The organism is Streptomyces sp. NPDC050121, from assembly GCF_044460385.1.
In the GTDB taxonomy this organism is placed as follows: Bacteria; Actinomycetota; Actinomycetes; order Streptomycetales; family Streptomycetaceae; genus Streptomyces; species Streptomyces soliscabiei.
This window is the reverse complement of record NZ_JBITJV010000017.1, coordinates 88573-112852: the sequence shown is the minus strand read 5'-3', so window position 1 is coordinate 112852 and position 24280 is coordinate 88573. Positions and strand designations below refer to the sequence as shown.

General features: G+C 72.8%; 21 protein-coding genes and 1 tRNA gene. 13 read left to right on the top strand and 9 right to left on the bottom strand.

From position 1 onward, the window contains the following. Positions 1-195 precede the first annotated feature (195 nt). The 5 genes from ACIBTS_RS25515 to ACIBTS_RS25495 all read left to right on the top strand — a co-directional run bounded on the left by ACIBTS_RS25515 (position 196) and on the right by ACIBTS_RS25495 (position 6843). On the top strand, positions 196-1089 hold the full coding sequence (locus ACIBTS_RS25515; protein WP_079661930.1) for a xanthine dehydrogenase family protein subunit M: 894 nt from the start codon (positions 196-198) through the stop codon (positions 1087-1089). After that, positions 1086-3005 (top strand): 2Fe-2S iron-sulfur cluster-binding protein, encoded by a 1920-nt coding sequence (locus tag ACIBTS_RS25510; RefSeq protein WP_399322398.1) that lies wholly within the window; start codon positions 1086-1088, stop codon positions 3003-3005. The genes ACIBTS_RS25515 and ACIBTS_RS25510 overlap by 4 nt, the downstream gene beginning before the upstream one ends. Continuing rightward, positions 3002-5311 carry a xanthine dehydrogenase family protein molybdopterin-binding subunit gene (locus ACIBTS_RS25505; RefSeq protein ID WP_399322396.1) on the top strand — a complete coding sequence of 770 codons (2310 nt, stop codon included), beginning with the start codon at positions 3002-3004 and terminating at the stop codon, positions 5309-5311. The genes ACIBTS_RS25510 and ACIBTS_RS25505 overlap by 4 nt, the downstream gene beginning before the upstream one ends. Next, entirely contained in the window at positions 5308-5436 is a 129-nt protein-coding gene (locus ACIBTS_RS25500) for a hypothetical protein (protein WP_269460184.1), read from the top strand. The genes ACIBTS_RS25505 and ACIBTS_RS25500 overlap by 4 nt, the downstream gene beginning before the upstream one ends. 180 nt (positions 5437-5616) lie before the next feature. Then, positions 5617-6843: an SUKH-4 family immunity protein gene (locus ACIBTS_RS25495; RefSeq protein WP_399322394.1), complete on the top strand. Its 1227-nt coding sequence runs from the start codon at positions 5617-5619 to the stop codon at positions 6841-6843. A gap of 142 nt (positions 6844-6985) precedes the next feature. On the opposite strand, the gene ACIBTS_RS25490 is transcribed toward ACIBTS_RS25495, so the two are convergent. Next, positions 6986-7057, bottom strand: a tRNA-Cys gene (locus ACIBTS_RS25490). 220 nt (positions 7058-7277) lie between these two features. On the opposite strand from ACIBTS_RS25490, the gene ACIBTS_RS25485 reads away from it, so the two are divergent. The 6 genes from ACIBTS_RS25485 (at position 7278) to ACIBTS_RS25460 (ending at position 13382) form a co-directional block, all read left to right on the top strand. Beyond that, a complete protein-coding gene (locus ACIBTS_RS25485; protein WP_399322392.1) occupies positions 7278-8729 on the top strand; it encodes an MFS transporter in 1452 nt (483 codons plus the stop codon). A 90-nt stretch (positions 8730-8819) separates the two neighbouring features. Further along, entirely contained in the window at positions 8820-9014 is a 195-nt protein-coding gene (locus ACIBTS_RS25480) for a hypothetical protein (protein WP_399322390.1), read from the top strand. Then, the gene (locus tag ACIBTS_RS25475; RefSeq protein ID WP_399322389.1) at positions 9011-9415 is read left to right on the top strand and encodes a type II toxin-antitoxin system death-on-curing family toxin; all 405 of its coding nucleotides are present in this window, start codon (positions 9011-9013) and stop codon (positions 9413-9415) included. The genes ACIBTS_RS25480 and ACIBTS_RS25475 overlap by 4 nt, the downstream gene beginning before the upstream one ends. Positions 9416-9555: 140 nt before the next feature. Then, positions 9556-11364: a DEAD/DEAH box helicase gene (locus ACIBTS_RS25470; protein WP_399322387.1), complete on the top strand. Its 1809-nt coding sequence runs from the start codon at positions 9556-9558 to the stop codon at positions 11362-11364. Between the two features lie 417 nt (positions 11365-11781). Then, positions 11782-12423 (top strand): IclR family transcriptional regulator, encoded by a 642-nt coding sequence (locus ACIBTS_RS25465; protein ID WP_079661940.1) that lies wholly within the window; start codon positions 11782-11784, stop codon positions 12421-12423. A gap of 167 nt (positions 12424-12590) precedes the next feature. Then, a complete protein-coding gene (locus ACIBTS_RS25460; RefSeq protein ID WP_079661941.1) occupies positions 12591-13382 on the top strand; it encodes a PDZ domain-containing protein in 792 nt (263 codons plus the stop codon). An 80-nt stretch (positions 13383-13462) separates the two neighbouring features. On the opposite strand, the gene ACIBTS_RS25455 is transcribed toward ACIBTS_RS25460, so the two are convergent. From ACIBTS_RS25455 to ACIBTS_RS25435, 5 genes are all read right to left on the bottom strand, one after another. Continuing rightward, positions 13463-14344 (bottom strand): glycine betaine ABC transporter substrate-binding protein, encoded by an 882-nt coding sequence (locus ACIBTS_RS25455; protein ID WP_399322473.1) that lies wholly within the window; start codon positions 14342-14344, stop codon positions 13463-13465. Positions 14345-14433: 89 nt separating this feature from the next. Further along, positions 14434-15372 (bottom strand): ABC transporter permease, encoded by a 939-nt coding sequence (locus ACIBTS_RS25450; RefSeq protein WP_399322385.1) that lies wholly within the window; start codon positions 15370-15372, stop codon positions 14434-14436. Continuing rightward, positions 15369-16577 carry a betaine/proline/choline family ABC transporter ATP-binding protein gene (locus tag ACIBTS_RS25445; protein WP_399322472.1) on the bottom strand — a complete coding sequence of 403 codons (1209 nt, stop codon included), beginning with the start codon at positions 16575-16577 and terminating at the stop codon, positions 15369-15371. Before ACIBTS_RS25445 ends, ACIBTS_RS25450 begins: the two co-directional genes overlap by 4 nt. A 100-nt stretch (positions 16578-16677) precedes the next feature. After that, entirely contained in the window at positions 16678-17325 is a 648-nt protein-coding gene (locus ACIBTS_RS25440; RefSeq protein ID WP_399322384.1) for an ABC transporter permease, read from the bottom strand. 28 nt (positions 17326-17353) lie between these two features. Continuing rightward, positions 17354-17833, bottom strand: a complete 480-nt coding sequence (locus tag ACIBTS_RS25435) for an Lrp/AsnC family transcriptional regulator (protein ID WP_319672455.1) — start codon at positions 17831-17833, stop codon at positions 17354-17356. Between the two features lie 126 nt (positions 17834-17959). Here ACIBTS_RS25435 and hppD point away from each other — a divergent pair, with 126 nt between their 5' ends. After that, entirely contained in the window at positions 17960-19105 is a 1146-nt protein-coding gene (gene hppD / locus ACIBTS_RS25430; protein ID WP_399322382.1) for a 4-hydroxyphenylpyruvate dioxygenase, read from the top strand. A gap of 38 nt (positions 19106-19143) precedes the next feature. On the opposite strand, the gene ACIBTS_RS25425 is transcribed toward hppD, so the two are convergent. Beyond that, positions 19144-20541: a tetratricopeptide repeat protein gene (locus ACIBTS_RS25425; protein WP_399322381.1), complete on the bottom strand. Its 1398-nt coding sequence runs from the start codon at positions 20539-20541 to the stop codon at positions 19144-19146. A 92-nt stretch (positions 20542-20633) separates the two neighbouring features. Here ACIBTS_RS25425 and ACIBTS_RS25420 point away from each other — a divergent pair, with 92 nt between their 5' ends. Continuing rightward, positions 20634-22049 (top strand): FAD-binding oxidoreductase, encoded by a 1416-nt coding sequence (locus ACIBTS_RS25420; RefSeq protein WP_399322380.1) that lies wholly within the window; start codon positions 20634-20636, stop codon positions 22047-22049. 20 nt (positions 22050-22069) lie between these two features. On the opposite strand, the gene ACIBTS_RS25415 is transcribed toward ACIBTS_RS25420, so the two are convergent. Both ACIBTS_RS25415 and ACIBTS_RS25410 read right to left on the bottom strand, forming a co-directional pair. Further along, positions 22070-22549: an SsgA family sporulation/cell division regulator gene (locus ACIBTS_RS25415; RefSeq protein ID WP_399322379.1), complete on the bottom strand. Its 480-nt coding sequence runs from the start codon at positions 22547-22549 to the stop codon at positions 22070-22072. 346 nt (positions 22550-22895) lie between these two features. Next, positions 22896-23423: a hypothetical protein gene (locus ACIBTS_RS25410; RefSeq protein ID WP_399322378.1), complete on the bottom strand. Its 528-nt coding sequence runs from the start codon at positions 23421-23423 to the stop codon at positions 22896-22898. Positions 23424-24280 lie beyond the last annotated feature (857 nt).

The window sequence follows — 24280 nt, the reverse complement described above, 5'->3', positions numbered from 1 at the left end:
TGGCAATTCGCACGCACCGGTGATGCCGTACGAAAACGGACCATCTGTGCAGTGAGGTGGGCGAATGCCTCCTAGCGGACCCCCGCGTTCGGGTGTTGCGAAGATGTGCCAGAGTTGCCACGTCCGCCCTGTCAGCACGTACCGTACGGCAACACAGGTGGGACCAGGTGGGGCAGCGGGAAGGGGCAGCCGGTTTTGAGCACGCACGCACCGCAGGCGGCGCAGGCCGTCACGCTGCCCACAACGCTGGACGAGGCCGTGGCGGCGCTGGCGGCCATGCCCGCGGCCGTGCCGGTGGCCGGCGGCACCGACCTGATGGCCGCCGTCAACTCCGGGCAACTGCGGCCCGCCGGGCTCGTCGGCCTCGGCCGGATCAGCGAGATCCGTGGGTGGCAGTACCAGGACGGCCACGCGCTGCTCGGCGCCGGACTCACGCACGCGCGCATGGGCCGCCCCGACTTCGCCGCCCTCATCCCGGCGCTCGCCGCCGCCGCGCGCGCCGCGGGCCCGCCGCAGATCCGCAACGCGGGCACCCTGGGCGGCAACATCGCCTCGGCCGCCCCCACGGGCGACGCGCTGCCCGTGCTGGCCGCGCTGGAAGCGACCCTGATCATCGCGGGCTCGGGCGGAGCCCGCCGGGAGATCCCGGTGTCGCACCTGCTGGCCGGCATGGAGATGCTGCGCGGCGGCGAACTCATCGGCTACGTGCGCGTGCCGCTGCTGCACGCCCCGCAGGTCTTCCTGAAGGCCACCGGCCGCACCGGCCCGGGCCGCGCGGTCGCCTCCGTGGCGCTGGTCCTCGACCCCGCCCGGCGTGGCGTCAGGTGTGCCGTGGGCGCCATAGCGCCGATGCCGCTGCGGCCCCTGGAGGCCGAGCAGTGGGTCGCCCGGCTCATCGACTGGGACAACAACCGCACGATCGTCCCCGAGGCGCTGAACGCCTTCGGGGAGTACGTCGCCGCCGCCTGCATCCCCGACCCGGTGCCCGGCGTGGACGGCTCCGTACCGGAACTTCCGCCCGCAGTACTGCACCTGCGGCGCACCGTCGCCGCGCTGGCCCGACGAGCACTGGGGAGGGCACTGTCGTGACCGACGACCAGCACGGACACGGACAGGGACACGGACAGGGCCACGGCCAAGGGCACGGACAGGAGACCGGGCAGGGCCAGGGCGCGCCGCAGGGCGGCGGCCGCTGGGACCCGCTGCCCCAGGGGGACTACGACGACGGCGCGACCGCCTTCGTGAAGCTCCCCGAGGGCGGCATCGACGCCCTCCTGGCCGGCCGCGGCAACAGCCCGCTCGCCGCGCCGGGCCACGGCTACGTGCCGCCGCAGATAGCGGTGGCACCCGAGCCGGACGACACCGCCTGGGCGGCCCCGGCCGGCGGCGCGGACTGGGCCGCCCCCCAGGGCACCCCGCAGACGGTCGGCGACGACCGGTTCTCGTACCACCCGGGCGCGACCGGCCAGTGGACCTTCGAGGACACCTCGGCAGGCGGCCAGGGCGCAGCGCAGTCCGCGCCCGCCCCCGGCCACGACGTCACCGGCCAATGGTCGATCCCCGTCGCGGGCGGCGAACTGCCCGACGAGTCGGGCGAGTTCACCGCGTCGGCTCTGGTCGAGCAGTGGGGCGGGACACCCCCGTCCACCCTGCCAGGCGGCGCGCCCGCGCCCTGGGCGACGGGCCCGGCCGACCCGACGGGCGCCGCGGGCCAGGCCTGGGGACAGCCCCTGGACGGGGCCGACCCGGCCGTACGGCAGGCGGCGACGGAGGCGCCCGCCTTCGGACACGCGCCGGAGCACGCGCCCTCGCACCACGAGCCGGGCGGCCACCAGCAGTCGCACACCGAGCCTTCGCGCGCCGAGCCTTCGCACGGTGACCCTTCGCACGGTGACCCTTCGCACGGTGACCCTTCGCACGGTGACCCTTCGCAGGGCGAGCACCAGCGCGAATCGCACGGCGAGCACCAGCACGAACACGGGCACACCGGGCAGCACACGCACCCCGGCGGCGCGTTCGCCCCGGAGGTCTCGGCCGAGGCGTACACCGTGCCCCCCAACGGCCCCCTGGAGGCCGCTCGACAGGCCGCGGAGGCCGAGCGGACCGCGGAGGCCGACGGGGACCCGGAGCACGCCCACGAGGCCGCTCACGAGCCTGCCCACGAGCCTGCGGAGTCCCGCGAGGCCGCCCTCGCCGACGACGACGCCCCCTCGGATCCCGACGCGCAGACGGAACCGGCCGCGGAGACCGAGGAGCGGGACGCGGCCCCGGACGTCGCCTCCCCGCAACCCGCCGAGTCCGCCGAGTCCGGTGAGGCCGCGGAGGCCGTGGAGGCGCCCGAGGACGCCCCGGCGCCGTTCCACGAGGAACACCCCCTCGCCGCCTATGTGCTGCGCGTCAACGGCTCCGAGCGCCCCGTCACCGACGCCTGGATCGGAGAGTCGCTGCTCTACGTGCTGCGTGAGCGCCTCGGCCTCGCGGGCGCCAAGGACGGCTGCTCGCAGGGCGAGTGCGGGGCCTGCAACGTGCAGGTGGACGGGCGGCTCGTCGCCTCCTGTCTGGTGCCGGCCGTGACCGCCGCCGGCAGCGAGGTCCGTACCGTCGAGGGCCTGGCCGAGGACGGACAGCCCTCGGACGTGCAGCGGGCGCTCGCCAAGTGCGGGGCCGTGCAGTGCGGCTTCTGCGTGCCCGGCATGGCGATGACCGTGCACGACCTGCTGGAGGGCAACCCGGCGCCGTCGGAACTGGAGGCCCGCCAGGCCCTGTGCGGCAACCTGTGCCGCTGCTCCGGCTACCGGGGCGTCCTCCAGGCCGTGCAGGACGTCGTCGCCGAACGCGAGGCGCACGCCGCCGCCGAGGCGGGGACGGACGGGGACGAGGCCCGCATCCCCCACCAGGCGGGACCCGGCGCGGGCGGCGTCCACGCGTCGGCGTTCGAGAACCCGGCACAGCCCCACCCCCATGACCCGGCGTACGGACAGGGCCAGGACGGAGGCCAGGCGTGAGCAACGAAGCAGCCACCGCGACGACCGCCGTGGAGGCGGCCCCCGCCCCCGAGCCGATCCCGCACGGGCTCGGCGCGTCCCTGCAGCCCGCCGACGCGCGCGCGAAGACCGAGGGCACCTTCCCGTACGCGGCCGACCTGTGGGCCGAGGGCCTGCTGTGGGCGGCCGTGCTGCGCTCCCCGCACCCGCACGCGCGCATCGTGTCCATCGACACGTCCCACGCGCGTGAGATGGCCGGCGTACGGGCCGTCGTCACCCACGAGGACGTGCCGGGCAGCCCGGTGCACGGCCGCGGCAGGGCCGACCGTCCCGTGTTCGCCTCCGAGGTCGTGCGCCACCACGGCGAGCCCATCGCGGCCGTCGCCGCCGACCACCCGGACACCGCGCGGATGGCCGCCGCCGCCGTCATCGTCGAGTACGAAGTACTCGACCCGGTGATCGACCCGGAGCTGGCCTTCGAGGCGGAGCCCCTGCACCCCGACGGCAACCTGATCCGGCACATCCCGCTGCACCACGGCGACCCGGGCGCGGCCGGCGAGGTCGTCGTCGAGGGCCAGTACCGCATCGGCCGCGCCGACCCCGCCCCGGTCGGCGCCGAGGCCGGCCTCGCCGTGCCCCGTCCCGACGGCGGCGTGGAGCTGTACCTGGCCTCCACCGACCCGCACAACGACCGGGACACGGCCGCCGCCTGCTACGGACTCGAACCCGAACGGGTGAAGATCGTCGTCACCGGGGTGCCCGGCGCGACGGCCGACCGCGAGGACCAGGGCTTCCAGCTCCCCCTCGGCCTGCTGGCCCTGAAGACCGGCTGCCCGGTGAAGCTGACGGCCACCCGCGAGGAGTCCTTCCTCGGCCACGTCCACCGCCACCCGACGCTGCTGCGCTACCGCCACCACGCCGACGCCGAGGGCCGGCTGGTGAAGGTCGAGGCGCAGATCCTGCTGGACGCGGGCGCGTACGCCGACACCTCCGCCGAGGCCCTGGCCGCCGCCGTCTCCTTCGCCTGCGGCCCCTACGTCGTCCCGAACGCCTTCATCGAGGGCTGGGCGGTCCGCACGAACAACCCGCCGTCGGGCCATGTGCGCGGCGAGGGCGCGATGCAGGTGTGCGCCGCCTACGAGGCGCAGATGGACAAGCTGGCGAAGAAGCTCGGCGTGGACCCGGCGGAGCTGCGGCTGCGCAACGTCATGGCGACCGGGGACGTCCTGCCGACCGGCCAGACGGTGACCTGCCCGGCCCCCGTCGCCGAACTCCTCCAGGCCGTCCAGGAGTTCCCCCTCCCGGAGCTCCCCAAGGACACGCCCGAGGAGGAGTGGCTGCTGCCCGGCGGCCCCGAGGGCGCGGGCGAACCGGGCGCGGTGCGCCGGGGCGTGGGCTACGGCCTGGGCATGGTGCACATGCTGGGCGCGGAGGGCGCCGACGAGGTCTCCACGGCGACCGTGAAGGTCCAGGACGGCGTCGCGACGGTCCTGTGCGCGGCGGTGGAGACCGGCCAGGGCTTCACGACGCTGGCCCGCCAGATCGTCCAGGAGACGCTCGGCATCGACGAGGTGCACGTGGCCCCCGTGGACACCGACCAGCCCCCCGCGGGCGCGGGCTGCCGGGGCCGCCACACCTGGGTGTCCGGCGGCGCGGTGGAACGCGCGGCGAAGATGGTCCGCACCCAGCTCCTGCAGCCCCTGGCGCACAAGTTCGGCATGTCCACGGAACTGCTCCAGATCACCGACGGCAAGATCACCTCGTACGACGGCGTCCTGTCGACGACCGTCACGGAGGAACTGCACGGCAAGGAGCTGTGGGCGACGGCCCAGTGCCGGCCGCACCCGACCGAGCCGCTGGACGCGGCGGGCCAGGGCGACGCCTTCGTCGGCCTCGCGTTCTGCGCGATCCGCGCGGTCGTGGACGTCGACATCGAGCTCGGCTCGGTCCGGGTCGTGGAACTCGCGATCGCCCAGGACGTCGGCCGAATCCTGAACCCGGCGCAGCTCGCCGCCCGTATCGAGGCGGGCGTGACGCAGGGCGTCGGCATCGCGCTCACCGAGAACCTGCGCACCCCGCGCGGCCTGATCCGCCACCCCGACCTCACCGGCTACGCGCTGCCCACGGCCCTGGACGCGCCGGACATCCGGATCGTCAAACTGGTCGAGGAACGCGATGTGGTCGCCCCCTTCGGGGCGAAGGCGGCCAGCGCGGTCCCGGTGGTGACCTCGCCCGCGGCGATCGCCTCCGCCGTCCGCGCGGCCACCGGCCGCCCGGTCAACCGGCTGCCGATAAGGCCCCAGGCTGCGGTGGTGACGGACCGATGAGCGAGCCCGAGCCGGAGCCCCGCCAGTACGAGCCACCGCCGAGCGTGGGCAAGCTGCTCGGCTGGATCCTGCTGTTCGTACTGGCGGCGGTGGTCGTGGTCCTCGGCGGCGTGTACCTCACGTAGGAGCGGACGGTCGGGGCGATCGTGGCGGGACGGGAACGCGCGAGGGTGCTCTGACGTCCGACAGTGCGGGCCGGTGGCGGGTGAGTTGGGTGCTGTCGCTGGTCAGGGCCGTTGTCAGTGGTGCCGCGTAGGCTGCGGAGCAGTGGGACGGCGCACGCAACTTTCCGCACGGGGGACCCGATGGGCACGACCAGGACCACCACCGCCACAACGACGATCACCTTCACCGAGGACCAGCTCGACCCGTACGTCACGCACGCACCGACGCGCCGCTGGCTCACCGGCCCCGGCCTGCCGGGCGTCCCGGGCGACGGCGGCCTGCTGACGTTCGAGGCGCTGCGCACGGACGGGCTGCGCACGGTCGCGGACTCCACGGACGACCCCGGCGGCCGCCTCGCGGCACAGCTGCGCGACCGGCTGGTGATAGGCGGAATCCTGGGAGCCGACGGCCGGGAGAGGGAGTCGGTCCTGCTCGACGGGATGACAGGCGAGATCTCCACCACGTACTTCCTGCACGACCGCCTCGACCTGATGGACACCCGCCCGCTGGCACCCTCCCTGGAGAAGCTGGTGCGCTGCGCGACGGCGGTGGACGAACTGGCGGCCCTGCGCGGCCAGTTCGCCTCCTACGCGGGCCGGCTCGGCCCGAAGGCGGTGGCGGAGGCGTCCCGCCAGCTGCTGGCGGTGTTCGAGGCGGGCGCGCAGCGGACGGGCGGCACGAGCGAGGAGCCGGGCCTCTTCTGGAAGCTGGCCGCGGTGATCCGCCCGCTCGCGCTGGTGGCCGGCCCGGGCACCAGGTCCGGCCTGGCCCTGGACCTGCCGGTCCGCCTGCTGGACGAGGAGTTCGGCTCCGGCGAGATCGTCCGCTTCGAGGACGTCGACTTCCCGAAGGCGCTCACGCACGCCCCGACCCGCCGCTTCCTGCGCGAGGTGGGCCTGCCGGAGGAGGTCGTCTGGTTCTCGCTGGAGACGGACATGCCGCTGCAGACCCTCGCCGAGTACGGCGCGGAGGACGACAGCGGCCGCACCGGGGCACACCTCCCGGCGAACGCCGACCGCCTGATCCGCCTGGGCCGTCTCCTGGAGGACACCAGTCTGGTCGTCGACGGCGTCACGGGCGCGGTGCTGAGCTGGAGCGAGCCGGACCTCGGCCTGCGCCCGCTCAACGCGGACATCTCGACCCTGGCGTTCACCCTCTGGCTGATACGGCGCGAGCGGGCCCTGGACGCGGTGCACGACCTGACCGAGGCCTACGACCAGCTGGCCGAGGCGATGTCACGCACCCTGGCCGCGGTCGACCCGGTCGCCTGCGACCCGACCCCGGCCCCCGGCATCCCCACGGACGACGGCCGACGGTACTGGCCGGGGGTGTTCGAGGACGAGGCGGGCGGCGGCCTGTGCGCCTGACACGCGGTCCCGCCGGGACGGGTGTCGATGGATACCCGCATGGTCGACCTTCTCACGCGTGGGGCGTGCTGAGACGGACGCGCAAAAGGGCGGCACCCGTCGAGGGTGCCGCCCTTTCGTTTCGTCTGGTCGGGCCGGTCAGAGGCCGTGGCGGGAATCGAACCCGCGTAACTCGCTTTGCAGGCGAGTCCCTAAGCCACTCGGGCACACGGCCAGGTCGGGGTGGAGGTTTCGAACTCCGTTCCGAACTCGGTATGCAGACCGTACGGGCGGGGTGGAGAGGGGCTCAAGGGGATCGCTGGGGCTGCAACGGGACTGCCATACGCCGTTCATGAAACGGGGGAGACGGGGGCGTGGGCGTAGGACCAATGGCCCGGTCGTGTCCCGTCTTCCGACAGGGGTCAACGTCGGTCGTGGACCTTACGCTGGCGACCATGACCGCCCTGGAACCTCGCGACACCCGTGTCGCAGTCGCATACGACCCTGTCGAGGAGAGCGTTCTCGGGCGTTCCTATCGGGCCCTCAGCGTCGGGATCGTCTCCGTCGTGCTGCTCATCGCCTTTGAGGCGACCGCTGTGGGGACCGCCATGCCCGTGGCCGCGCGGGAGCTCGACGGGGTGTCGTTGTACGCGTTCGCGTTCTCCGGGTACTTCACCACCAGCCTGTTCGGGATGGTGTTCGCGGGGCAGTGGTCGGACCGGCGGGGGCCGCTCGGGGCGTTGAGCAGTGGGATCACGGCTTTCGCGGCGGGGTTGGTGCTGTCCGGGAGCGCCGGGAACATGTGGGTGTTCATCCTCGGGCGGGCCGTGCAGGGGCTCGGGGGCGGGCTGGTCATCGTCGCTCTGTACGTCGTCGTGGGGCGGGCCTATCCGGAGCGGCTGCGGCCGGCGATCATGGCCGCGTTCGCCGCCTGCTGGGTCGTGCCGTCCGTCGTGGGACCGCTGGCCGCGGGCACGGTGACCGAGCAGTTCGGGTGGCGGTGGGTCTTCCTCGGGATACCGATCCTTGTCGTCCTCCCGCTCGGGCTCGCCCTGCCGCAGATACGGCGGCGGGCAGGTGGGCCCGTGGAGGGCGTCCCCGCGGCTTCCTTCGATCGGCGGCGGATCCGGCTGGCTCTCGCCATCTCCCTCGGGGCCGGGCTGCTTCAGTACGCCGCTCAGGATCTGCGTCCGGTCTCGTTGTTGCCGGGGGCGGTCGGAGTCGCGTTGCTCGTGCCCGCCGTGCTCGGGCTGTTGCCGCGCGGGACGTGGCGGGCGGCCCGGGGGCTGCCGTCCGTGATGCTGCTGCGCGGGCTCGCCGCCGGCTCGTTCATCGCCGCCGAGTCCTTCGTGCCGTTGATGCTGGTGACCGAACGGGGGCTGAGTCCCACCCTTGCCGGGTTCTCGCTCGCCGCCGGGGGCGCTACTTGGGCGCTGGGGTCGTGGGTGCAGTCGCGGTCGCGGGTGGAGCCGTATCGGGAGCGGTTGATGGCGCTCGGGATGGTGCTGGCGGCCGGCGCGATCGCTGCCGCGCCCAGTGTGCTGGTCCACTCCGTGCCCGCCTGGACCGTGGCCGTCGCCTGGGCGTTCGGGTGTTTCGGGATGGGGCTCGTCATCTCCTCCACCAGTGTGCTGCTGCTCCAGCTCTCGGCCCCCGAGGAGGCGGGGGCCAACTCCGCCGGGCTGCAGATCGCCGATGGTCTGTCCAATGCGCTGTTGCTGGCTGCGGGGGGTGCGGCGTTCGCGGCGCTCGGCGGCGGGAGCGGGACCGTGGCCCATGCGGCGACCGACGCGACCGTCGGTGGAGCCTCGCATCCGGCCGCCTTCGTCGCAGTCTTCCTGCCGATGGCGGCCGTGGCGCTGTTCGGGGCATGGGTGACCACCCGGCTGCGCGAGCGACGACGGTAAACCCCGGGACCCAGAACCCCGGGACCCCTGATCCCCGAAACCCGGAAATCCCGTGGCCGTTGAACCGTCCTTCTCCTAACCTCCCTGCCTATGCAGCCCCTCACCCTCCCCCCGGATCTCAGCCACGCCCTGGACGACCTCGCGGACGCCACCGGTCGTAGGCCGGAGGACATCGCGCTGGACGCCGTACGGGCGGGGCTGCGTGCGGAGGAGGCGCGGGTGCGGGGCGCGGCCGAGCGGCTCGCCGGAGCCCACGCCGACCTGTTGCGGAGGCTTGGGGAATGAGCCACCACCCCACTGACCCCACTCACCCGACTCGTCACCTCACCGTCGCCGAGGTGACGGACATCGCGCGGATCGCGTTCGGCGGGCGGGCCCCCGAGGCGCGGGCGCCCGGTCTGCTCGCATCCGCCGTGCACCGGCCCCGCGCCCGGATGTTCGGCACGGCTGCCTACGACGACGTCCACGAGCAGGCCGCCGCCCTCCTGCACGCGATCGCCGCCAACCACCCCCTCATCGACGGCAACAAGCGTGCCGCGTGGCTGGCGGCCGTGACCTTCCTCGCGCTGCACGGCGTGGATCTCGCCGACTGCGACCAGGATGCGGCGTACGACCTGGTCATCGACGTGGCGTCCGGTGCGGAGTCCGAGGTCGCGGTCATCGCGCGGCGGCTGCGGGCGCTGTGACGTGAATCCCACCCACCGCCGACCCGGCCTCGTTCGCACCTGGACACCGCCGGGCCGCCGGTAGGGTGGCCCGGTTGTCATACGTAGCCGAGTCCTTCTTCCCGCACGGCTCAGCAGCCCGACCCACGAACCCGGAGACCGTGACTACCACCGCCGCCACCTCCGCGTCCTCCTCCCACTCCCACCACCTGTCGCCCGCCTTTCCCGGTCGTGCGCCATGGGGCACCGCCAGCAAGCTGCGTGCCTGGCAGCAGGGGGCGATGGAGAAGTACATCCAGGAGCAGCCGCGCGACTTCCTCGCCGTTGCCACCCCCGGCGCCGGCAAGACGACGTTCGCGCTGACCCTCGCCTCCTGGCTGCTGCACCATCACGTCGTGCAGCAGGTGACGGTGGTCGCGCCGACCGAGCACCTGAAGAAGCAGTGGGCGGAAGCGGCCGCGAGGATAGGCATCCGGCTGGACCCGGAGTACAGCGCCGGCCCGCTCAGCAGGGATTACCACGGGGTCGCCGTGACCTACGCGGGCGTCGGCGTACGGCCGATGCTCCACCGGAACCGGTCCGAACAGCGCAAGACCCTCGTCATCCTCGACGAGATCCACCACGCCGGTGACTCCAAGTCGTGGGGTGAGGCGTGTCTGGAGGCGTTCGAGCCGGCCACCCGTCGCCTCGCGCTCACCGGCACGCCGTTCCGGTCCGACACCAACCCCATCCCCTTCGTGACGTACGAGGAGGGGAACGACGGGATCCGGCGGTCCGCCGCCGACTACACCTACGGTTATGGGTCGGCGCTCGCCGACAACGTCGTGCGGCCGGTCATCTTCCTCTCCTACAGCGGCAACATGCGCTGGCGGACGAAAGCCGGCGACGAGATCGCCGCGCGGCTCGGCGAGCCGATGACCAAGGACGCGATCAGTCAGGCCTGGCGTACGGCGCTCGATCCGCGCGGCGAGTGGATGCCGAGCGTGCTGCGCGCCGCCGACCAGCGGCTCACCGAGGTCAGGAAGGCCATCCCGGACGCCGGTGCGCTCGTCATCGCCTCCGACCAGGACGCCGCCCGCGCCTACGCCAAGCTGATCCGGGAGATCACGGGCACGAAGGCGACTGTCGTCCTGTCCGACGACAGCGGTGCGTCCAACCGCATCGACGAGTTCAGCGCGAGCAACGACCGGTGGATGGTCGCGGTGCGGATGGTGTCGGAAGGCGTCGACGTGCCGCGGCTGGCGGTGGGGGTGTACGCCACCACCATCTCCACGCCCCTTTTCTTCGCCCAGGCCGTCGGACGTTTCGTGCGGTCCCGGCGGCGCGGCGAGACCGCGTCCGTGTTCCTGCCGACCGTGCCCGACCTCCTCACCTTCGCCAACGAGATGGAGGTCGAGCGCGACCACGCCCTCGACAAGCCCAAGAAGGAGGGCGAGGAGGATCCGTACGCCGAGTCCGAGAAGGAGATGGACGAGGCGAACAAGGAGCAGGACGAGGACACCGGAGAACAGGAGCAGTTCGCCTTCGAGGCGCTGGAGTCCGAGGCCGTCTTCGACCGGGTGATGTACAACGGCGCCGAGTTCGGCATGCAGGCCCACCCGGGAAGCGAGGAGGAGCAGGACTACCTCGGCATTCCGGGGCTCCTCGAACCCGACCAGGTGCAGCTGCTGCTCCAGAAGCGGCAGGCCAAGCAGATCGCGCACAGCAGGAAGAAGCCGGACACCGAGGCCGACCTGCTCGAACTGCCCGCCGAGCGGCGGCCGGTCGTCTCGCACAAGGAGATGATGGAGCTGCGCAAGCAGCTCAACACGATGGTCGGCGCGTACGTCCATCAGAGCGGCAAGCCGCACGGTGTGATCCACACCGAGCTGCGGCGCGTGTGCGGCGGGCCACCGAGCGCGGAGGCGACGGCGGGGCAGCTGCGGCAGCGGATCGCCAAGGTGCAGGAGTGGGCCACGCGGATGAAGTGACCTCCGTGCCCTGTGAGGTCTTGCGTGCTCTGTGAGATCTTGCGTGCTCTGTGAGATCTTGCGTGCTCTGTGAGTCCTGCGTTCTCCGCGCGGCTTGCGTTCTCCGCGAGTTTGGAGGGGCGCGCGGTGTGTCGTCACGCTCCGTACGTATCGGGATAAATGGAGGTAGTCCATACCGGCCAATGACCGGATTCTGGACGGAGCCTTCCGCTCAGCGAACCTGCTTCGCTACTGTCCCGCTACGCACACGCCCCGTGGCAGCGCCGCCGCGGAGCGCAGCCGTGAAGCGACTGGGCCCGGACACGCCGGGCCCATCTGTCGATCGGCGGCCTCTCAAGCGCGTCACTGACGGGACTCGGTGACGCATTTTCGCCGCGACGGGGGCCTGCCGACCTCACCACTTAAGGAGTGGGCGTCGTGACCGCGGAGACCTCCCAGACGCTCGATCGAGGACTGAAGGTTCTCAAGCTGCTGGCCGATACCGACCACGGGCTGACCGTCACCGAGCTTTCCAACAAACTGGGCGTGAACCGGACCGTTGTGTACCGGTTGCTCGCCACCCTGGAGCAGCACGCACTCGTACGGCGTGACCTGGGCGGGCGAGCCCGCGTCGGACTCGGCGTGCTGAGGCTCGGCCGCCAGGTGCATCCGCTGGTGCGGGAGGCCGCGTTGCCCGCGCTGCGGTCGCTGGCCGAGGACATAGGGGCGACCGCGCATCTGACACTGGTGGACGGGACGGAGGCGCTCGCCGTCGCCGTCGTCGAGCCGACCTGGACGGACTACCACGTGGCCTACCGGGCCGGGTTCCGGCATCCGCTGGACCGGGGCGCCGCGGGCCGGGCGATCCTGGCCGCGCGCCAGCGGCGACCGGACGAACCGGGGTACACCCTGACGCACGGCGAGCTGGAGGCGGGGGCGAGCGGGGCCGCGGCGCCGTTGCTCGGAGTGACGGGGGTCGAGGGCAGCGTGGGTGTGGTGATGCTGGCGGACGCGGTGCCGGAGCGGGTGGGGCCGCGGGTGATGGACGCTGCGCGGGAGGTGGCGGAGGCGTTGCGCTGAGCCCTGCGGCTCCTGACGCCGCGCCGGCCGGCGCTTGCCGGGTGCCGCCTGCGCCCACCCTCCCCCCTCTCGGTTTCGCTCGAGCGGGGGGACCCCCATCGCCCCAGCGGCACGACTGCCCGCAGGCTGGGGGGTGGGGGGCTGGGGGTGACCGTTACATTGACCTCGTGCTCTCTCGTCTCTCACGTCCCCAGGCCCTCGTCGTCTGTGCTCTGCCGCTCGTGGCGCTGTTCGCCACGGCGGCGTTCGCGCCGTTGCCGTTCTCGGTGGCGCAGCCGGGCATGACGGCGAACGTCCTCGGTGAGAACAAGGGCGACCCGGTCATCACGATCTCCGGCGCGCCCACCCGGGAGACGAAGGGGCAACTGCGGATGACGACGATCGAGGCGACCAGCCCCGACACGGACGTCACGCTCTCCGATGTGATCGACGGCTGGTTCCGTACCGACCAGGCGATCATGCCGCGCGACTCGGTCTACCCCAGCGGGGAGAGCACCAAGGAGATCGAGCGGCACAACACCGAGCAGATGCGGCAGTCCCAGGACGCCGCGACCGAGGCCGCGCTGTCGTACCTGCACCGCACCGGCGACGGCCTCAAGGTCACGCTGAAGCTGGCCGACGTGGGCGGCCCGAGCGCGGGGCTGCTGTTCTCGCTCGGCATCGTCGACAAGCTCGACGGCGACGGCAGCGGCGGCGACCTCACGGGCGGCCGCACGATCGCCGGGACGGGGACCATCGACGCCGACGGCAAGGTCGGCGCGGTCGGTGGCGTCGCCCTGAAGACGCAGGCCGCCCGGCGCGACGGGGCGACCGTGTTCCTCGTGCCGAAGGACGAGTGCGGCGACGCGAAGGCCGAGCTGCCCAAGGGTCTGCGGCTGATCCCGGTCACCACCCTCAAGGGCGCGGTGGGCGCGCTGGTCGCCCTGGAGAACGGGAAGGGCTCGGTACCGAGCTGCTGACCCCCCTGATCAACTGACCCCCCCCTGATCAACTGACCCCCCTGATCAACTGAACCCCTGGTCACTTCACGAACCCCTGGTCACTTCACGAATCCCTGGTCCTTCATCCAGTCCAGGGCGACCTGGTGCGGATCCTCCCCGTCGACGTCCACCTTGGCGTTCAGCTCCTGCGCCACCGTGTTGTCGAGTTTCCTCGTGATCGGGTTCAGCAGGCCCGCGATCGCCGGCCACTTCTTCAGCGCCTTGGAGTTGATCACGGGGGCCGCGTTGTAGTTGGGGAAGAAGTCCTTGTCGTCGTCCATCACCACCAGGTTCATCGACCTGATGCGGCCGTCGGTCGTGTACACCTCCCCGTAGGCGCAACTCCCCTTCGCCGCCTGCGTGTAGATGATCCCGGTGTCCATCTGGGTGATCCGGGACGCCGCGATGTTCATGCCGTACGCCTTCTCCATGCCCGGCAGCCCGTCCGCCCGGTTGGCGAACTCGCCCTCCACGCACAGCGTCACGGCACTCGGCTCCGACTTCGACAGCGCGGCCACGTCCGACAGCGTGTTCGTGCCGTACTTCTTGTGATTTGCCTGGTTCATGGCCAGCGCGTAGGTGTTGTCCAGCCGGGACGGCGGCAGCCAGGTCAGCCCGTTCCCCAGGTCGGCGTCATGGACCGCCCGCCACTGCGCCTGCGGGTCGGTGATGGGCTCGATGTTGCCCATGTACGTGATCCACGCGGTGCCCGTGTACTCGTACATGGCGTCGGCGTCGCCCTTGCGGACCGCCTCACGGCTGCCGATCGAGCCCTGGATGCCGGTGCGGTCCAGTACGTCCGCGCCGGCCGCCTGGAAGGCGATGCCGATCATCGCGCCGAGGATGAGGTTCTCGGTGAACGACTTGGACGTCACCGTGAGATGGGCGCCGTCCAGCGGCGCGCCCTGTCCGATCGACCCGGGCGAGACGTCGTCGACCATCGGCGAGCCGCTGCTCAGCCCGCACCCGGAGAGCACCGCCAGCGCAAGGACCGGCGCCAGTGTTCGGGCGGCTCTCTGGCACAGGCGTCTCACGTGCCCACCTCCAGACCGCGTGGCCGCAGCATCACCTCGGCCAGCGAGGCCAGCCAGTCGACCAGCAGCGCCAGCGCCACGGTGAGGATGGAGCCCAGCACCAGCACCGGCATGCGCTGGTTGGTGATGCCGGCCGTGATCAGGACGCCCAGGCCGCCGCCCCCGCCGAAGGTCGCCAGGGTCGCCGTGCCGACGTTCAGCACGAGCGCCGTGCGGACGCCGGCCAGGATGAGCGGGACCGCCAGCGGCAGCTCCACCCGGGACAGCACCCCGGTGGGGGACATGCCGATCCCGCGGGCCGCCTCCAACAGCGTCGGGTCGTTCGCCTTCAGCCCCGCCACGGTGTTGGAGAGCACGGGCAGGATGGCGTAGGCGATGATGCCGATCAGGGCGGCCCTGCGGCCGATGCCCAGCCAGATCACCAGCAGCGCCAGCAGGCCGATCGCGGGGGTCGCCTGCCCCATGTTGGCGAGGGCCAGCGCGACGGGGGTCGCCTTGCGCAGCCGCCGCCGGGTGAGCAGGACGCCCAGCGGGATCGCGATGATCAGCACGAAGAAGGTGGAGATCACCGTGAGTTGGACGTGCTGCCACAGGGCCTTGGACACCTGCCCGTTCGACAGCGCGTTCTTGGAGATCGGGTCCAGGTCCGCCTGCTGGAACCACAGCCAGGTCGCCAGCAGCAGGGCGACCAGGAAGGCGGGTAGGAAGGTCAGCTTCTGCCAGGTGAGGTGTCGCCGCGGGGGAGCGGGCGGCGGGGACGGTGACTCCGCCTGCGCCTGCGCCTGCCCCTCCGCCTGCGCCTCCGCCTCCGCCTCCGCCTGCCCCTCCGCCTGCGCCTCCGCCTGCGCCTCCGCCTCCGCTTGTTCCTGCGCCTGGTCCTGCGCCTGGTCCTCCGTCGGTTCCTCCGGCCGGTCGTCGAGCTCGGGGGCGCTCACGCCTCCGCCTCCCTGCCCGGGCCCTCCTGTTCCGCGTGCGTCTGCGCGGCCCGGGCCTCCTCCAGGTCGTGCTGTGCCTCCAGGGCCTCCAGTCGGTCGGCCTCCAGCAGTTCGTGGACGGAGTTCATCAGTGTCTCCATGTCGACGACCCCGGTGTACTCGCCGCGCCGCCCGGTGACCGCGACCCGCCCGGTGCTGCCGGTCAGCACCGCCTCCAGCGCGTCGCGCAGGGTGGCGTCCCGGGTCACCGTGTCGTGGACCAGGGTGCCCGCCCGGGCCAGTGAGCCCCTGGCCCGCATCAGGTCCCCGCGGCGCAGCCACTTGTAGGGCCGGCCCCGCCTGTCCAGCAGCAGGATCTCGTTCGTGCCGTTGACCCGGAGCTTGTTGAAAATGGTCTGGAGCGGGTCGTCGACGGTCACCGTCGGGTAGCCGGTGATCTCCACGTCCCGGACGCGGCTGAGGTCGAGCCGCTTCAGGGCCGCCCCCGCCCCGACGAACCCGGACACGAAGTCGTCCGCCGGGTTGGTGAGGATCGCCTCCGGGGTGTCGAACTGGGCGATGTGCGAGCGCTCGCGCAGCACCGCGATCCGGTCGCCGAGCTTGATCGCCTCGTCGAAGTCGTGGGTGACGAACACGATCGTCTTGTGCAGCTCGTGCTGGAGCCGGATCAGCTCGTCCTGGAGGTGGTCGCGGGTGATCGGGTCGACGGCGCCGAACGGCTCGTCCATCAGCAGCACCGGCGGGTCGGCCGCCAACGCCCTTGCCACGCCCACCCGTTGCTGCTGCCCTCCGGACAGCTGGCGCGGGTAGCGGCCGTGGAACTCGCCGGGGTCGAGGCCGACCAGGTCGAGCATCTCCTCCACCCGGCCCCGGATCCGCGCCTTCGGCCAGCCGATCATCCGCGGCACGAGCGAGATGTTCTGCGCGACCGTCATGTGCGGGAAGAGCCCGGACGACTGGATCGCGTACCCCACCTTGCGGCGCAGCTTCACCGGGTCGATGTCGGTGACGTCCTCGCCGTCGATCCGGATCCGTCCGCCGCTCGGCTCGATCAGCCGGTTGATCATCTTCAGCGTCGTCGACTTCCCGCAGCCGGACGGCCCCACGAAGACGACGGTCTCGCCCGCCTTGATCTCCATGGTGACGTTGTCGACGGCGGGGTTCGGATTGCCGCTGTAGCGCTTGGTGAGGTTCTCCAGCTCGATCGACGCCCCGTGAGAGGAGGCGTGAGAGGAGGTGCGAGGGGAGGCGTGAGAAGAGGCCGACGAGGAAGCGGGGGAGGCGGGGCGGGAGCCGTCGGGCGAGTCAGACACGGATCCCCCTGGGAATCGTCAGCCGTCCGATCAGGACGTACGCGGCGTCGAACAGCAGGGCCAGGACGATGATCCCGAGCGTGCCCGCGAGCACCTGGTTGAGCGCGTTCTTGCTGCCCAGCGAGGCGATGCCACGGAAGATCTCGTTGCCGAGACCGGGCCCGGAGGCATACGCGGCGATGGCGGCGATGCCCATCAGCATCTGCGTGGAGACCCGGATCCCGGTCAGGATCGGCGGCCAGGCCAGCGGCAGCTCGACCCGCGCCAGCCGCGTCAGCCGGGACATCCCGATGCCCTTGGCCGCGTCCACCAGGGACGGATCGACCCCGCGCAGCCCGACGATGGCGTTGCGCACGATCGGCAGCAGCCCGTACAGCGTCAGCGCGATCACCGTCGGCGGCACGCCCAGCCCCACCATCGGGATCAGCAGACCGATCATGGCGAGCGACGGGATGGTGAGGATGGTGGAGGTGGCGGTGGTGGCGAGGTTGCCGCCCCATTCACTGCGGTGGGCGAGGACCCCGATCAGCACACCCAGCAGGGTCGCCACCACCATGCACTGGAAGACGACGCCGGCGTGTTGGCAGGCGTCGGTGAGCAGCTGCTGGTGACGGTTGACCAGGTACTCCCAGAAGCTCACACGCCCTCACCACCCCATGCCGGCCAGGTCATCTCCCTGTCCGCAGGCCTGCCGCCTGCTCCACCAGCGGGATGACCCGCAGCGGAACGGGGTTCTCCATGACGATCGCGGTGGCGGCCCGGACAATGCCATCAAAACCGACGACCAGGTCGATCACCCGCTGGAGATCGGCGTTGGAACGGGCCACCAGCCGGCACAGCATGTCCCCGCTGCCGGTGGTGGTGTGCAGCTCCAGCACCTCCGGGACGCCTGCCAAGTGCGCCCGCACGTCGGCCCCTTGCCCCTGCCGGATCTGCAGCGTGGCGAAGGCGGTGACCGGGTAGCCGAGGGCCGCCGGATCGACCTCCGGGCCGAATCCCCGGATGACTCCATTCGACTGAAGCCGGTCGAGCCGCGCCTGCACCGTCCCGCGGGCCACCCCCAGCCGCCGGGACATCTCCAGCACCCCCAGCCGCGGCTCCCGGGCCAGCAGCACGATGATCCGGCCGTCCAGCTGATCGATCCCCATGCCCGCCCGCCTCCACGATGGTCAGCCTGTACACAACACCCGCGGATACGGGCGTCCGACTGAACACATTGTCCAGCGATGATGCGAACTGTTGCGCACCTTGCCGCCCGGCGCGACGCTTTCGGTATGACGCAGACCACACACCACACTCCCGACACCGCCCGGCAGGCCGATCCCTTCCCGGTCAAGGGAATGGACGCGGTCGTCTTCGCCGTGGGCAACGCCAAGCAGGCGGCGCACTACTACTCCACCGCCTTCGGCATGACGCTGGTCGCCTACTCCGGACCGGAGACGGGCAGCCGCGAGACCGCCTCGTACGTGCTCACGAACGGCTCGGCCCGCTTCGTCCTGACCTCCGTCATCAAGCCCGCCACCACCTGGGGCCACTTCCTCGACCGGCATGTCGCCGAGCACGGCGACGGCGTCGTCGACCTCGCCATCGAGGTCCCGGACGCCCGCGCCGCGTACGCCTACGCCGTCGAGCACGGCGCCCGCTCGATCGCCGAGCCGTACGAGCTGAAGGACGAGCACGGCACGGTCGTGCTGGCCGCGATCGCCACCTACGGCGAGACCCGCCACACCCTCGTCGACCGCTCCGGCTACGACGGCCCCTACCTCCCCGGCTTCGTCGCCGCCGACCCGATCGTCGCACCGCCCGCCCAGCGCACCTTCCAGGCCATCGACCACTGCGTCGGCAACGTCGAACTCGGCCGGATGAACGACTGGGTCGGCTTCTACAACAAGGTCATGGGCTTCACGAACATGAAGGAGTTCGTGGGCGACGACATCGCCACCGAGTACAGCGCGCTGATGTCGAAGGTCGTCGCCGACGGCACCCTCAAGGTCAAGTTCCCCATCAACGAGCCGGCGATCGCGAAGAAGAAGTCCCAGATCGACGAGTACCTGGAGTTCTACGGCGGCGCGGGCGTCCAGCACATCGCGCTCAACACCGGCGACATCGTGCAGACGGTACGGACGATGCGCGCGGCCGGCGTCCAGTTCCTCGACACCCCGGACTCCTACTACGACACCCTCGGCGAGTGGGCCGGCGACACCCGCGTCCCCGTCGGGACCCTGCGCGAGCTGAAGATCCTCGTCGACCGCGACGAGGACGGCTATCTGCTGCAGATCTTCACCAAGCCGGTCCAGGACAGGCCGACCGTCTTCTTCGAGATCATCGAACGGCACGGCTCGATGGGCTTCGGCAAGGGCAACTTCAAGGCCCTGTTCGAGGCGATCGAACGAGAGCAGGCCAAGCGGGGCAACCTGTAGGGCGGGGCGGCGGCCCCTGCAGGCAGCTCGTCAAGGGGTCACCGGGGCGGTTTCGCCGGGGCCGGTTCGGCGCCCAAATCTGCCAGGGCGACCCGGGCCACCGGAACGAGCAGCGGGGAGAAGTACGGGTTGATCTGCAACGCCTCCTGAAGGTGTCTGCGGGCCGGCCCGTCCTGCCCCAGCCTCCGCTCGATCATGGCCCGGTGGTACATGTACGGCGCGCTGCGCACCGCGCCCCCGTGCATCCGGTCGGTGGCGATCATGCCGAACTTCAGGGCCTCCTTGTCGTCGTCGGCCCGGTGCAGCGCCCAGCCCAGCGCGTCCGCGACCGCGATCCCCGGCTGTCGCCGCCACTCGGCCCGCAGCCGCCGTACCGCCGACGCCGGATCGCCGTGGTCCGCCTCGAACCGGCCCAGCACCAGCGCCCCGTCGGCCCCGCCCGCCGTCTCCTGCCGGACCCGCGCCCGCAGCAGGTCGTACTGCACGTGCGCCGCCTGCGTGAGCCCCAGCGACTCGTACAGCTCGCCCAGCTCCAGCGCGTAACCCGGCAGCGGCTGCCGGGCGAGCGCCGCCCGGTACGCGCTCAGCGCCTCCGACGTCCGCCCCAGCGCCGCCAGCGCCCGCCCCTGCCCGGCCTGCGCGGCCCGCTGGTCGGGGTCGATCCGGACCGCCTCCTCGAAGTGCCGCAGCGCGTCCTCCCGCTCGCCGCGCTCCCAGGCGAGCTGCCCGGCCCGCTCCAGCCAGGCCGCCTGCTCGGCGGGCGCGGAGGCACCGGCCGCCGCGTCGGCCAGCGCGGCCTGCGCGTCCTCCCGCCAGCCCCGGTCCCAGTAGACGCCCGCCGCCCGCGCCCGCACCGCGGGACCGGAGTGCAGCGCCGTCAGCTTGTCGAGCGCCGTGCGGGCCTTCTTGTAGTCGCCGAGCCCGGTGTAGGCGTCGATGAGCTGCGCATACGTCGTCCAGCGCGTCGGCGCCGCCTTGCGCGCGGCCTCGCCCCAGGCCAGGGCCGTGGGGAAGTCGCGGCGTGCGTTGGCCAGCGCGGCCAGACCCTCCAGGGCCTCGGCGTTGCCCCGGGGCCGCGCGGTCAGCGAGGTCCGCAGCGCCTGCTCGGCCCTGGGATAGAGGAGCGCCGCGTCGGCGGTGCGCCGGCCCTGTTCGACGTAGGCCGTGCCGAGCACCGCCCAGGACCGGGCGTCCTTCGGATGCGTCCGCACCCGGCTCTCCCGCTGCTCGATCAGCGCCGCCAGGTCGGACAGCCCGGCCGCCGTCCCCGCCCGGACCGCCGTCCCCGCCTGCGCCCCCGGCGCCGGCGCGGGCGCCCGCCGCACGGCCGGCTCCCCGCCCGGCCAGGGCATCAGCACCCCGCCGCCCAGCACGAGACACCCCACGAGCGAGCCGACGAGCAGTCGCCGCCGACGGAACCAAGAGACCTTCTCCATGGCGTTCACTGTGCGTCAGTACGACGACCGTATGACGTCAGCCGAAGCGCCCGGCGGACGGGGTTCACACCGATGGCCCCGGGTGCGAACCTGTGATCATGAGCCGTTCGGAAGCACGACACAACGACGCGTCCGTGGTGACGGGCGACCTCCTCGACCGGCTGCTGACCGGCCTGCCCGCCGAGGCCGTCCTCACCGACCCGGACGTCACGGTCTCCTACGCCAACGACATGGCGAGCTTCTGCCCCGCCGGCGCCCCGGCCGTCGTCGTGCTGCCGCGCACGGTCGAGGAGGTCCAGCACGTCATGCGCACGGCGAGCGAGCTGCGCGTCCCGGTCGTCCCGCAGGGCGCCCGCACCGGCCTGTCCGGCGGCGCCAACGCCTCCGACGGCTGCATCGTCCTCTCCCTGACGAAGATGGACCGCATCCTCGAGATCAACCCGGTCGACCGGATCGCCGTCGTCGAACCGGGCGTCGTCAACGCGACGCTCTCCCGCGCGGTCGGCGAACACGGCCTGTACTACCCGCCCGACCCCTCCAGCTGGGAGATGTGCACGATCGGCGGGAACATCGGCACCGCCTCGGGCGGCCTGTGCTGTGTGAAGTACGGGGTGACGGCCGAGTACGTCCTCGGCCTGGACGTCGTCCTGGCCGACGGCCGGCTGATGTCCACCGGCCGCCGCACGGCGAAGGGCGTCGCCGGGTACGACCTGACCCGGCTGTTCGTCGGCTCCGAGGGCTCGCTGGGGATCGTCGTGCGGGCGATCCTGGCGCTGAAGCCGCAGCCGCCGCAGCAGCTGGTGCTGGCGGCCGAGTTCGCGTCCGGCGCCGCCGCCTGCGACGCGGTGTGCCGGATCATGGCGGGAGGGCACGTCCCGTCCCTCCTCGAACTGATGGACCGTACGACGGTCCGCGCCGTCAACGAACTCGCCCACATGGGCCTGCCGGACACCACCGAAGCCCTCCTCCTGGCCGCCTTCGACACCCCCGACCCGGCCGCCGACCTCGCCGCCGTGGGCGCGCTGTGCGAGGCGGCCGGCGCCACCCAGGTGGTCCCCGCCGACGACTTCGCCGAGTCCGAACTGCTGCTCCAGGCCCGGCGGTCGTCGCTCGTCGCCCTGGAGGCCGTCAAGGGCACCACGATGATCGACGACGTGTGCGTGCCCCGCTCCCGGCTCGCCGAGATGCTCGAAGGCGTCGAACGCATCGCGGACAAGCACCGGTTGACGATCGGGGTCGTCGCCCACGCCGGCGACGGCAACACCCACCCCACCGTCTGCTTCGACGCGCAGGACCCCGACGAGTGCCGCCGCGCCCGCGAGTCCTTCGACGAGATCATGGGCCTCGGCCTGGAACTCGGCGGCACCATCACCGGCGAGCACGGCGTGGGCGTGCTGAAGAAGGAGTGGCTCGCGCGCGAACTCGGCCCGGTGGGCGTGGAGATGCAGCGGGCGGTCAAGGCGGCCTTCGACCCGCTGGACATCCTCAACCCGGGCAAGCTGTTCTGAGCCTCCCGGGGGACGGGTGCTCACTCACCTCCGTCCTTCGACTCGTCGCCGGGCCACGGGTCGCGCAGCCACAGGTCGTCCGCGGGGGTGGGGGCGAGCAGGTCGGCCAGGGCGTCGTCGAGGCCCAGTTGCTCGCCCTCGGTCCCCGGGGGCACCGCCCGCAGCGTCCGCTCCAGCCAGGCCGACACCTGGGCCGCGGGCGCCTCCAGGAGGGCGTCGCCGCCCGGTGAACTCAGCGCCATCAGCACGAGGCTGCGTCCGTCCGCCTTCGTCGGCCACACCCGCACGTCCCCGTGCCCGCACGGCCGGAACACGCCCTCCACCAGCAGCTCGCGGGCGAACGTCCAGTTGACCGGGTGCTCGGAGTTGATGTGAAAGGCGACGTGGACGGCGAAGGGGTCGTCGCTGCGGTAGCCGAGCCGGGCCGGGACCGGGATGCTGCGCTCCGGCGACAGGATGAGCTTGAGCTCCAGCTCGCGCTCCACCACGGTGTGCTGCATGTCGGTTCTCCTCTCGATACGGATCTCGTACGGGCCCGCGGTGGGCCCGTACGAGTGGAGAGGGGGCCGGGCCGGAACCATTACGCGGATTCTGAGAACTTTTTCGCGACGTTTTCCGCAGGGGGCGCCGGGGCGCAGTGCGGCTCGGGGGGGGCTGACAGTTCCGAACGTGTGAAGAGCGTGCACGAGGTTGCCCGGAAAGGGGCGGGTCCGACGGGACTGGCGGTGGGGGTTGCGCCGGTCTGATAGATGTGGAGGCTCCCATCCCACCCCCGAGCAGATACGGGACGACGGACATGAGCGCCCCAACCCCGGCACCCGGCGACGACAGGCCCCGCGAAGGGTATTACCCGGACCCGTCCATCCCTGGATACGTCCGGTACTGGAACGGTTCCGCCTGGGTACCGGGCACCAGCCGACCGGCGCCGTCCGACGGCCGCCCGCTCACGCCCCCGTCCGGCGCGCCCCCGGCCTCCGTGGAGGAGACCGGCCCGCACTTCTTCGACGAGGACCCGGCGCCGGCGGACCCGTACGACGGCCGTTCCGAGCCGGCCTCCGTGTGGGGCGCCGACCGCGCCCACCAGTCCGGCTTCGGCGGCGACCAGGACCGCCGCGTCTCCTGGGGCGGCGGCCCGCAGGCTCCCGACCCGAGGGTCCCGTCGCCGGCCCCGGCCCAGCCCGAGGGCCGGTCGACGAGCACGGACGGCACGGCGACGATCCCGCCCGCCGATCCGGAGGACGGCAGCGGGGACGTGGTCTCCGGCGGCACCTTCGTCTTCCGCCGGCCGACGGCGGGCAGCGGGGGAGCGGACGGCAACGGGGGAGCCGGTGCGGCCGGAACGCCGTCCGGCGCGTCCGGTCCTGCGGGCCTCATCCCTGACGAGGGCACCGTCACCTTCCGCGCGCCGGCCCCGCGCACGGGCGACCACACCGGCGCTTCCGGCGCGCACCCCGGGAGCACACCGGGCTCCGCCTCGCCGTTCCCGCCCGCGGCCCGGTCGACGCCTGGTTTCGCCGCGCAGGGTCCGGCAGAGGCGGCCGCCCCCGGCTCGGTCCCACCAGGCTTCGGCACCCAGGGACCCGTCGGCGTGTCCGGCAACACCACCACCCCCGGAGCCGCGGGCGGCCGCGGCGCCCCACCGGGGGCGGCCCCCCGCCCACCCGCTTCTGGCCACACCGCCGTAGGCGCACCGGGGGCCCCCGCGCCGACCCCCCCCCCCCCCGCCCCCGCCCCCCCGCCCGCCCCCCCGCCCCCCGCCCCCCGCCCGCCCGCCCCCCCCCCCCCCCCCCCCCCCCCCCCCCCCCCCCCCCCCCCCCCCCCCCCCCCACTCCGGGGCCGGCCGCCGGCAACGGCATTGCTGCCAACACGGCCTTCGGCTCTCCGGGCTCCGCCGGACCGACCCCCGCGAACGCTGCCGCGTCCTCCGGAGCGGTCCCGGCCGGGTCGGTCCCCGCCAAGCCCGGTTTCGGGGCCGGTAAGGCGGCTGCCGAGCGGGCCGCGGCTCAAGGCGCCGGTGTTCCGGCCCCGCAGGGCCCCGCAGGGTTCCCGGCAGCCCAGTCCGCTGCACCGCCGGCCGCCCAGGCACCCGGCGCCCAGGCACCCGGCGCCCCGGCGCCCGCCGCACCCGGCGCCCCGGCGCCCGCCGCACCCGGCGCCCCGGCGCCCGCCGCTCTCTCCGGTCCCCAGCAGACCGCCCCGAGCGTGCCCCATCAGTCCGGCGCTCCCGGTGT

What these genes read in the sequence shown, in the direction of transcription:
- ACIBTS_RS25500 (WP_269460184.1), top strand. Translation starts at nt 5,308, where the DNA reads ATGAGCGAGCCCGAGCCGGAGCCCCGCCAGTACGAGCCACCGCCGAGC.
- ACIBTS_RS25495 (WP_399322394.1), top strand. Translation starts at nt 5,617, where the DNA reads ATGGGCACGACCAGGACCACCACCGCCACAACGACGATCACCTTCACC.
- ACIBTS_RS25485 (WP_399322392.1), top strand. Translation starts at nt 7,278, where the DNA reads ATGACCGCCCTGGAACCTCGCGACACCCGTGTCGCAGTCGCATACGAC.
- ACIBTS_RS25480 (WP_399322390.1), top strand. Translation starts at nt 8,820, where the DNA reads ATGCAGCCCCTCACCCTCCCCCCGGATCTCAGCCACGCCCTGGACGAC.
- ACIBTS_RS25475 (WP_399322389.1), top strand. Translation starts at nt 9,011, where the DNA reads ATGAGCCACCACCCCACTGACCCCACTCACCCGACTCGTCACCTCACC.
- ACIBTS_RS25455 (WP_399322473.1), bottom strand. Translation starts at nt 14,344, where the DNA reads ATGGTCGACGACGTCTCGCCCGGGTCGATCGGACAGGGCGCGCCGCTG.
- ACIBTS_RS25435 (WP_319672455.1), bottom strand. Translation starts at nt 17,833, where the DNA reads ATGGGGATCGATCAGCTGGACGGCCGGATCATCGTGCTGCTGGCCCGG.
- hppD (WP_399322382.1), top strand. Translation starts at nt 17,960, where the DNA reads ATGACGCAGACCACACACCACACTCCCGACACCGCCCGGCAGGCCGAT.
- ACIBTS_RS25425 (WP_399322381.1), bottom strand. Translation starts at nt 20,541, where the DNA reads ATGGAGAAGGTCTCTTGGTTCCGTCGGCGGCGACTGCTCGTCGGCTCG.
- ACIBTS_RS25415 (WP_399322379.1), bottom strand. Translation starts at nt 22,549, where the DNA reads ATGCAGCACACCGTGGTGGAGCGCGAGCTGGAGCTCAAGCTCATCCTG.
- ACIBTS_RS25410 (WP_399322378.1), bottom strand. Translation starts at nt 23,423, where the DNA reads ATGAGGCCCGCAGGACCGGACGCGCCGGACGGCGTTCCGGCCGCACCG.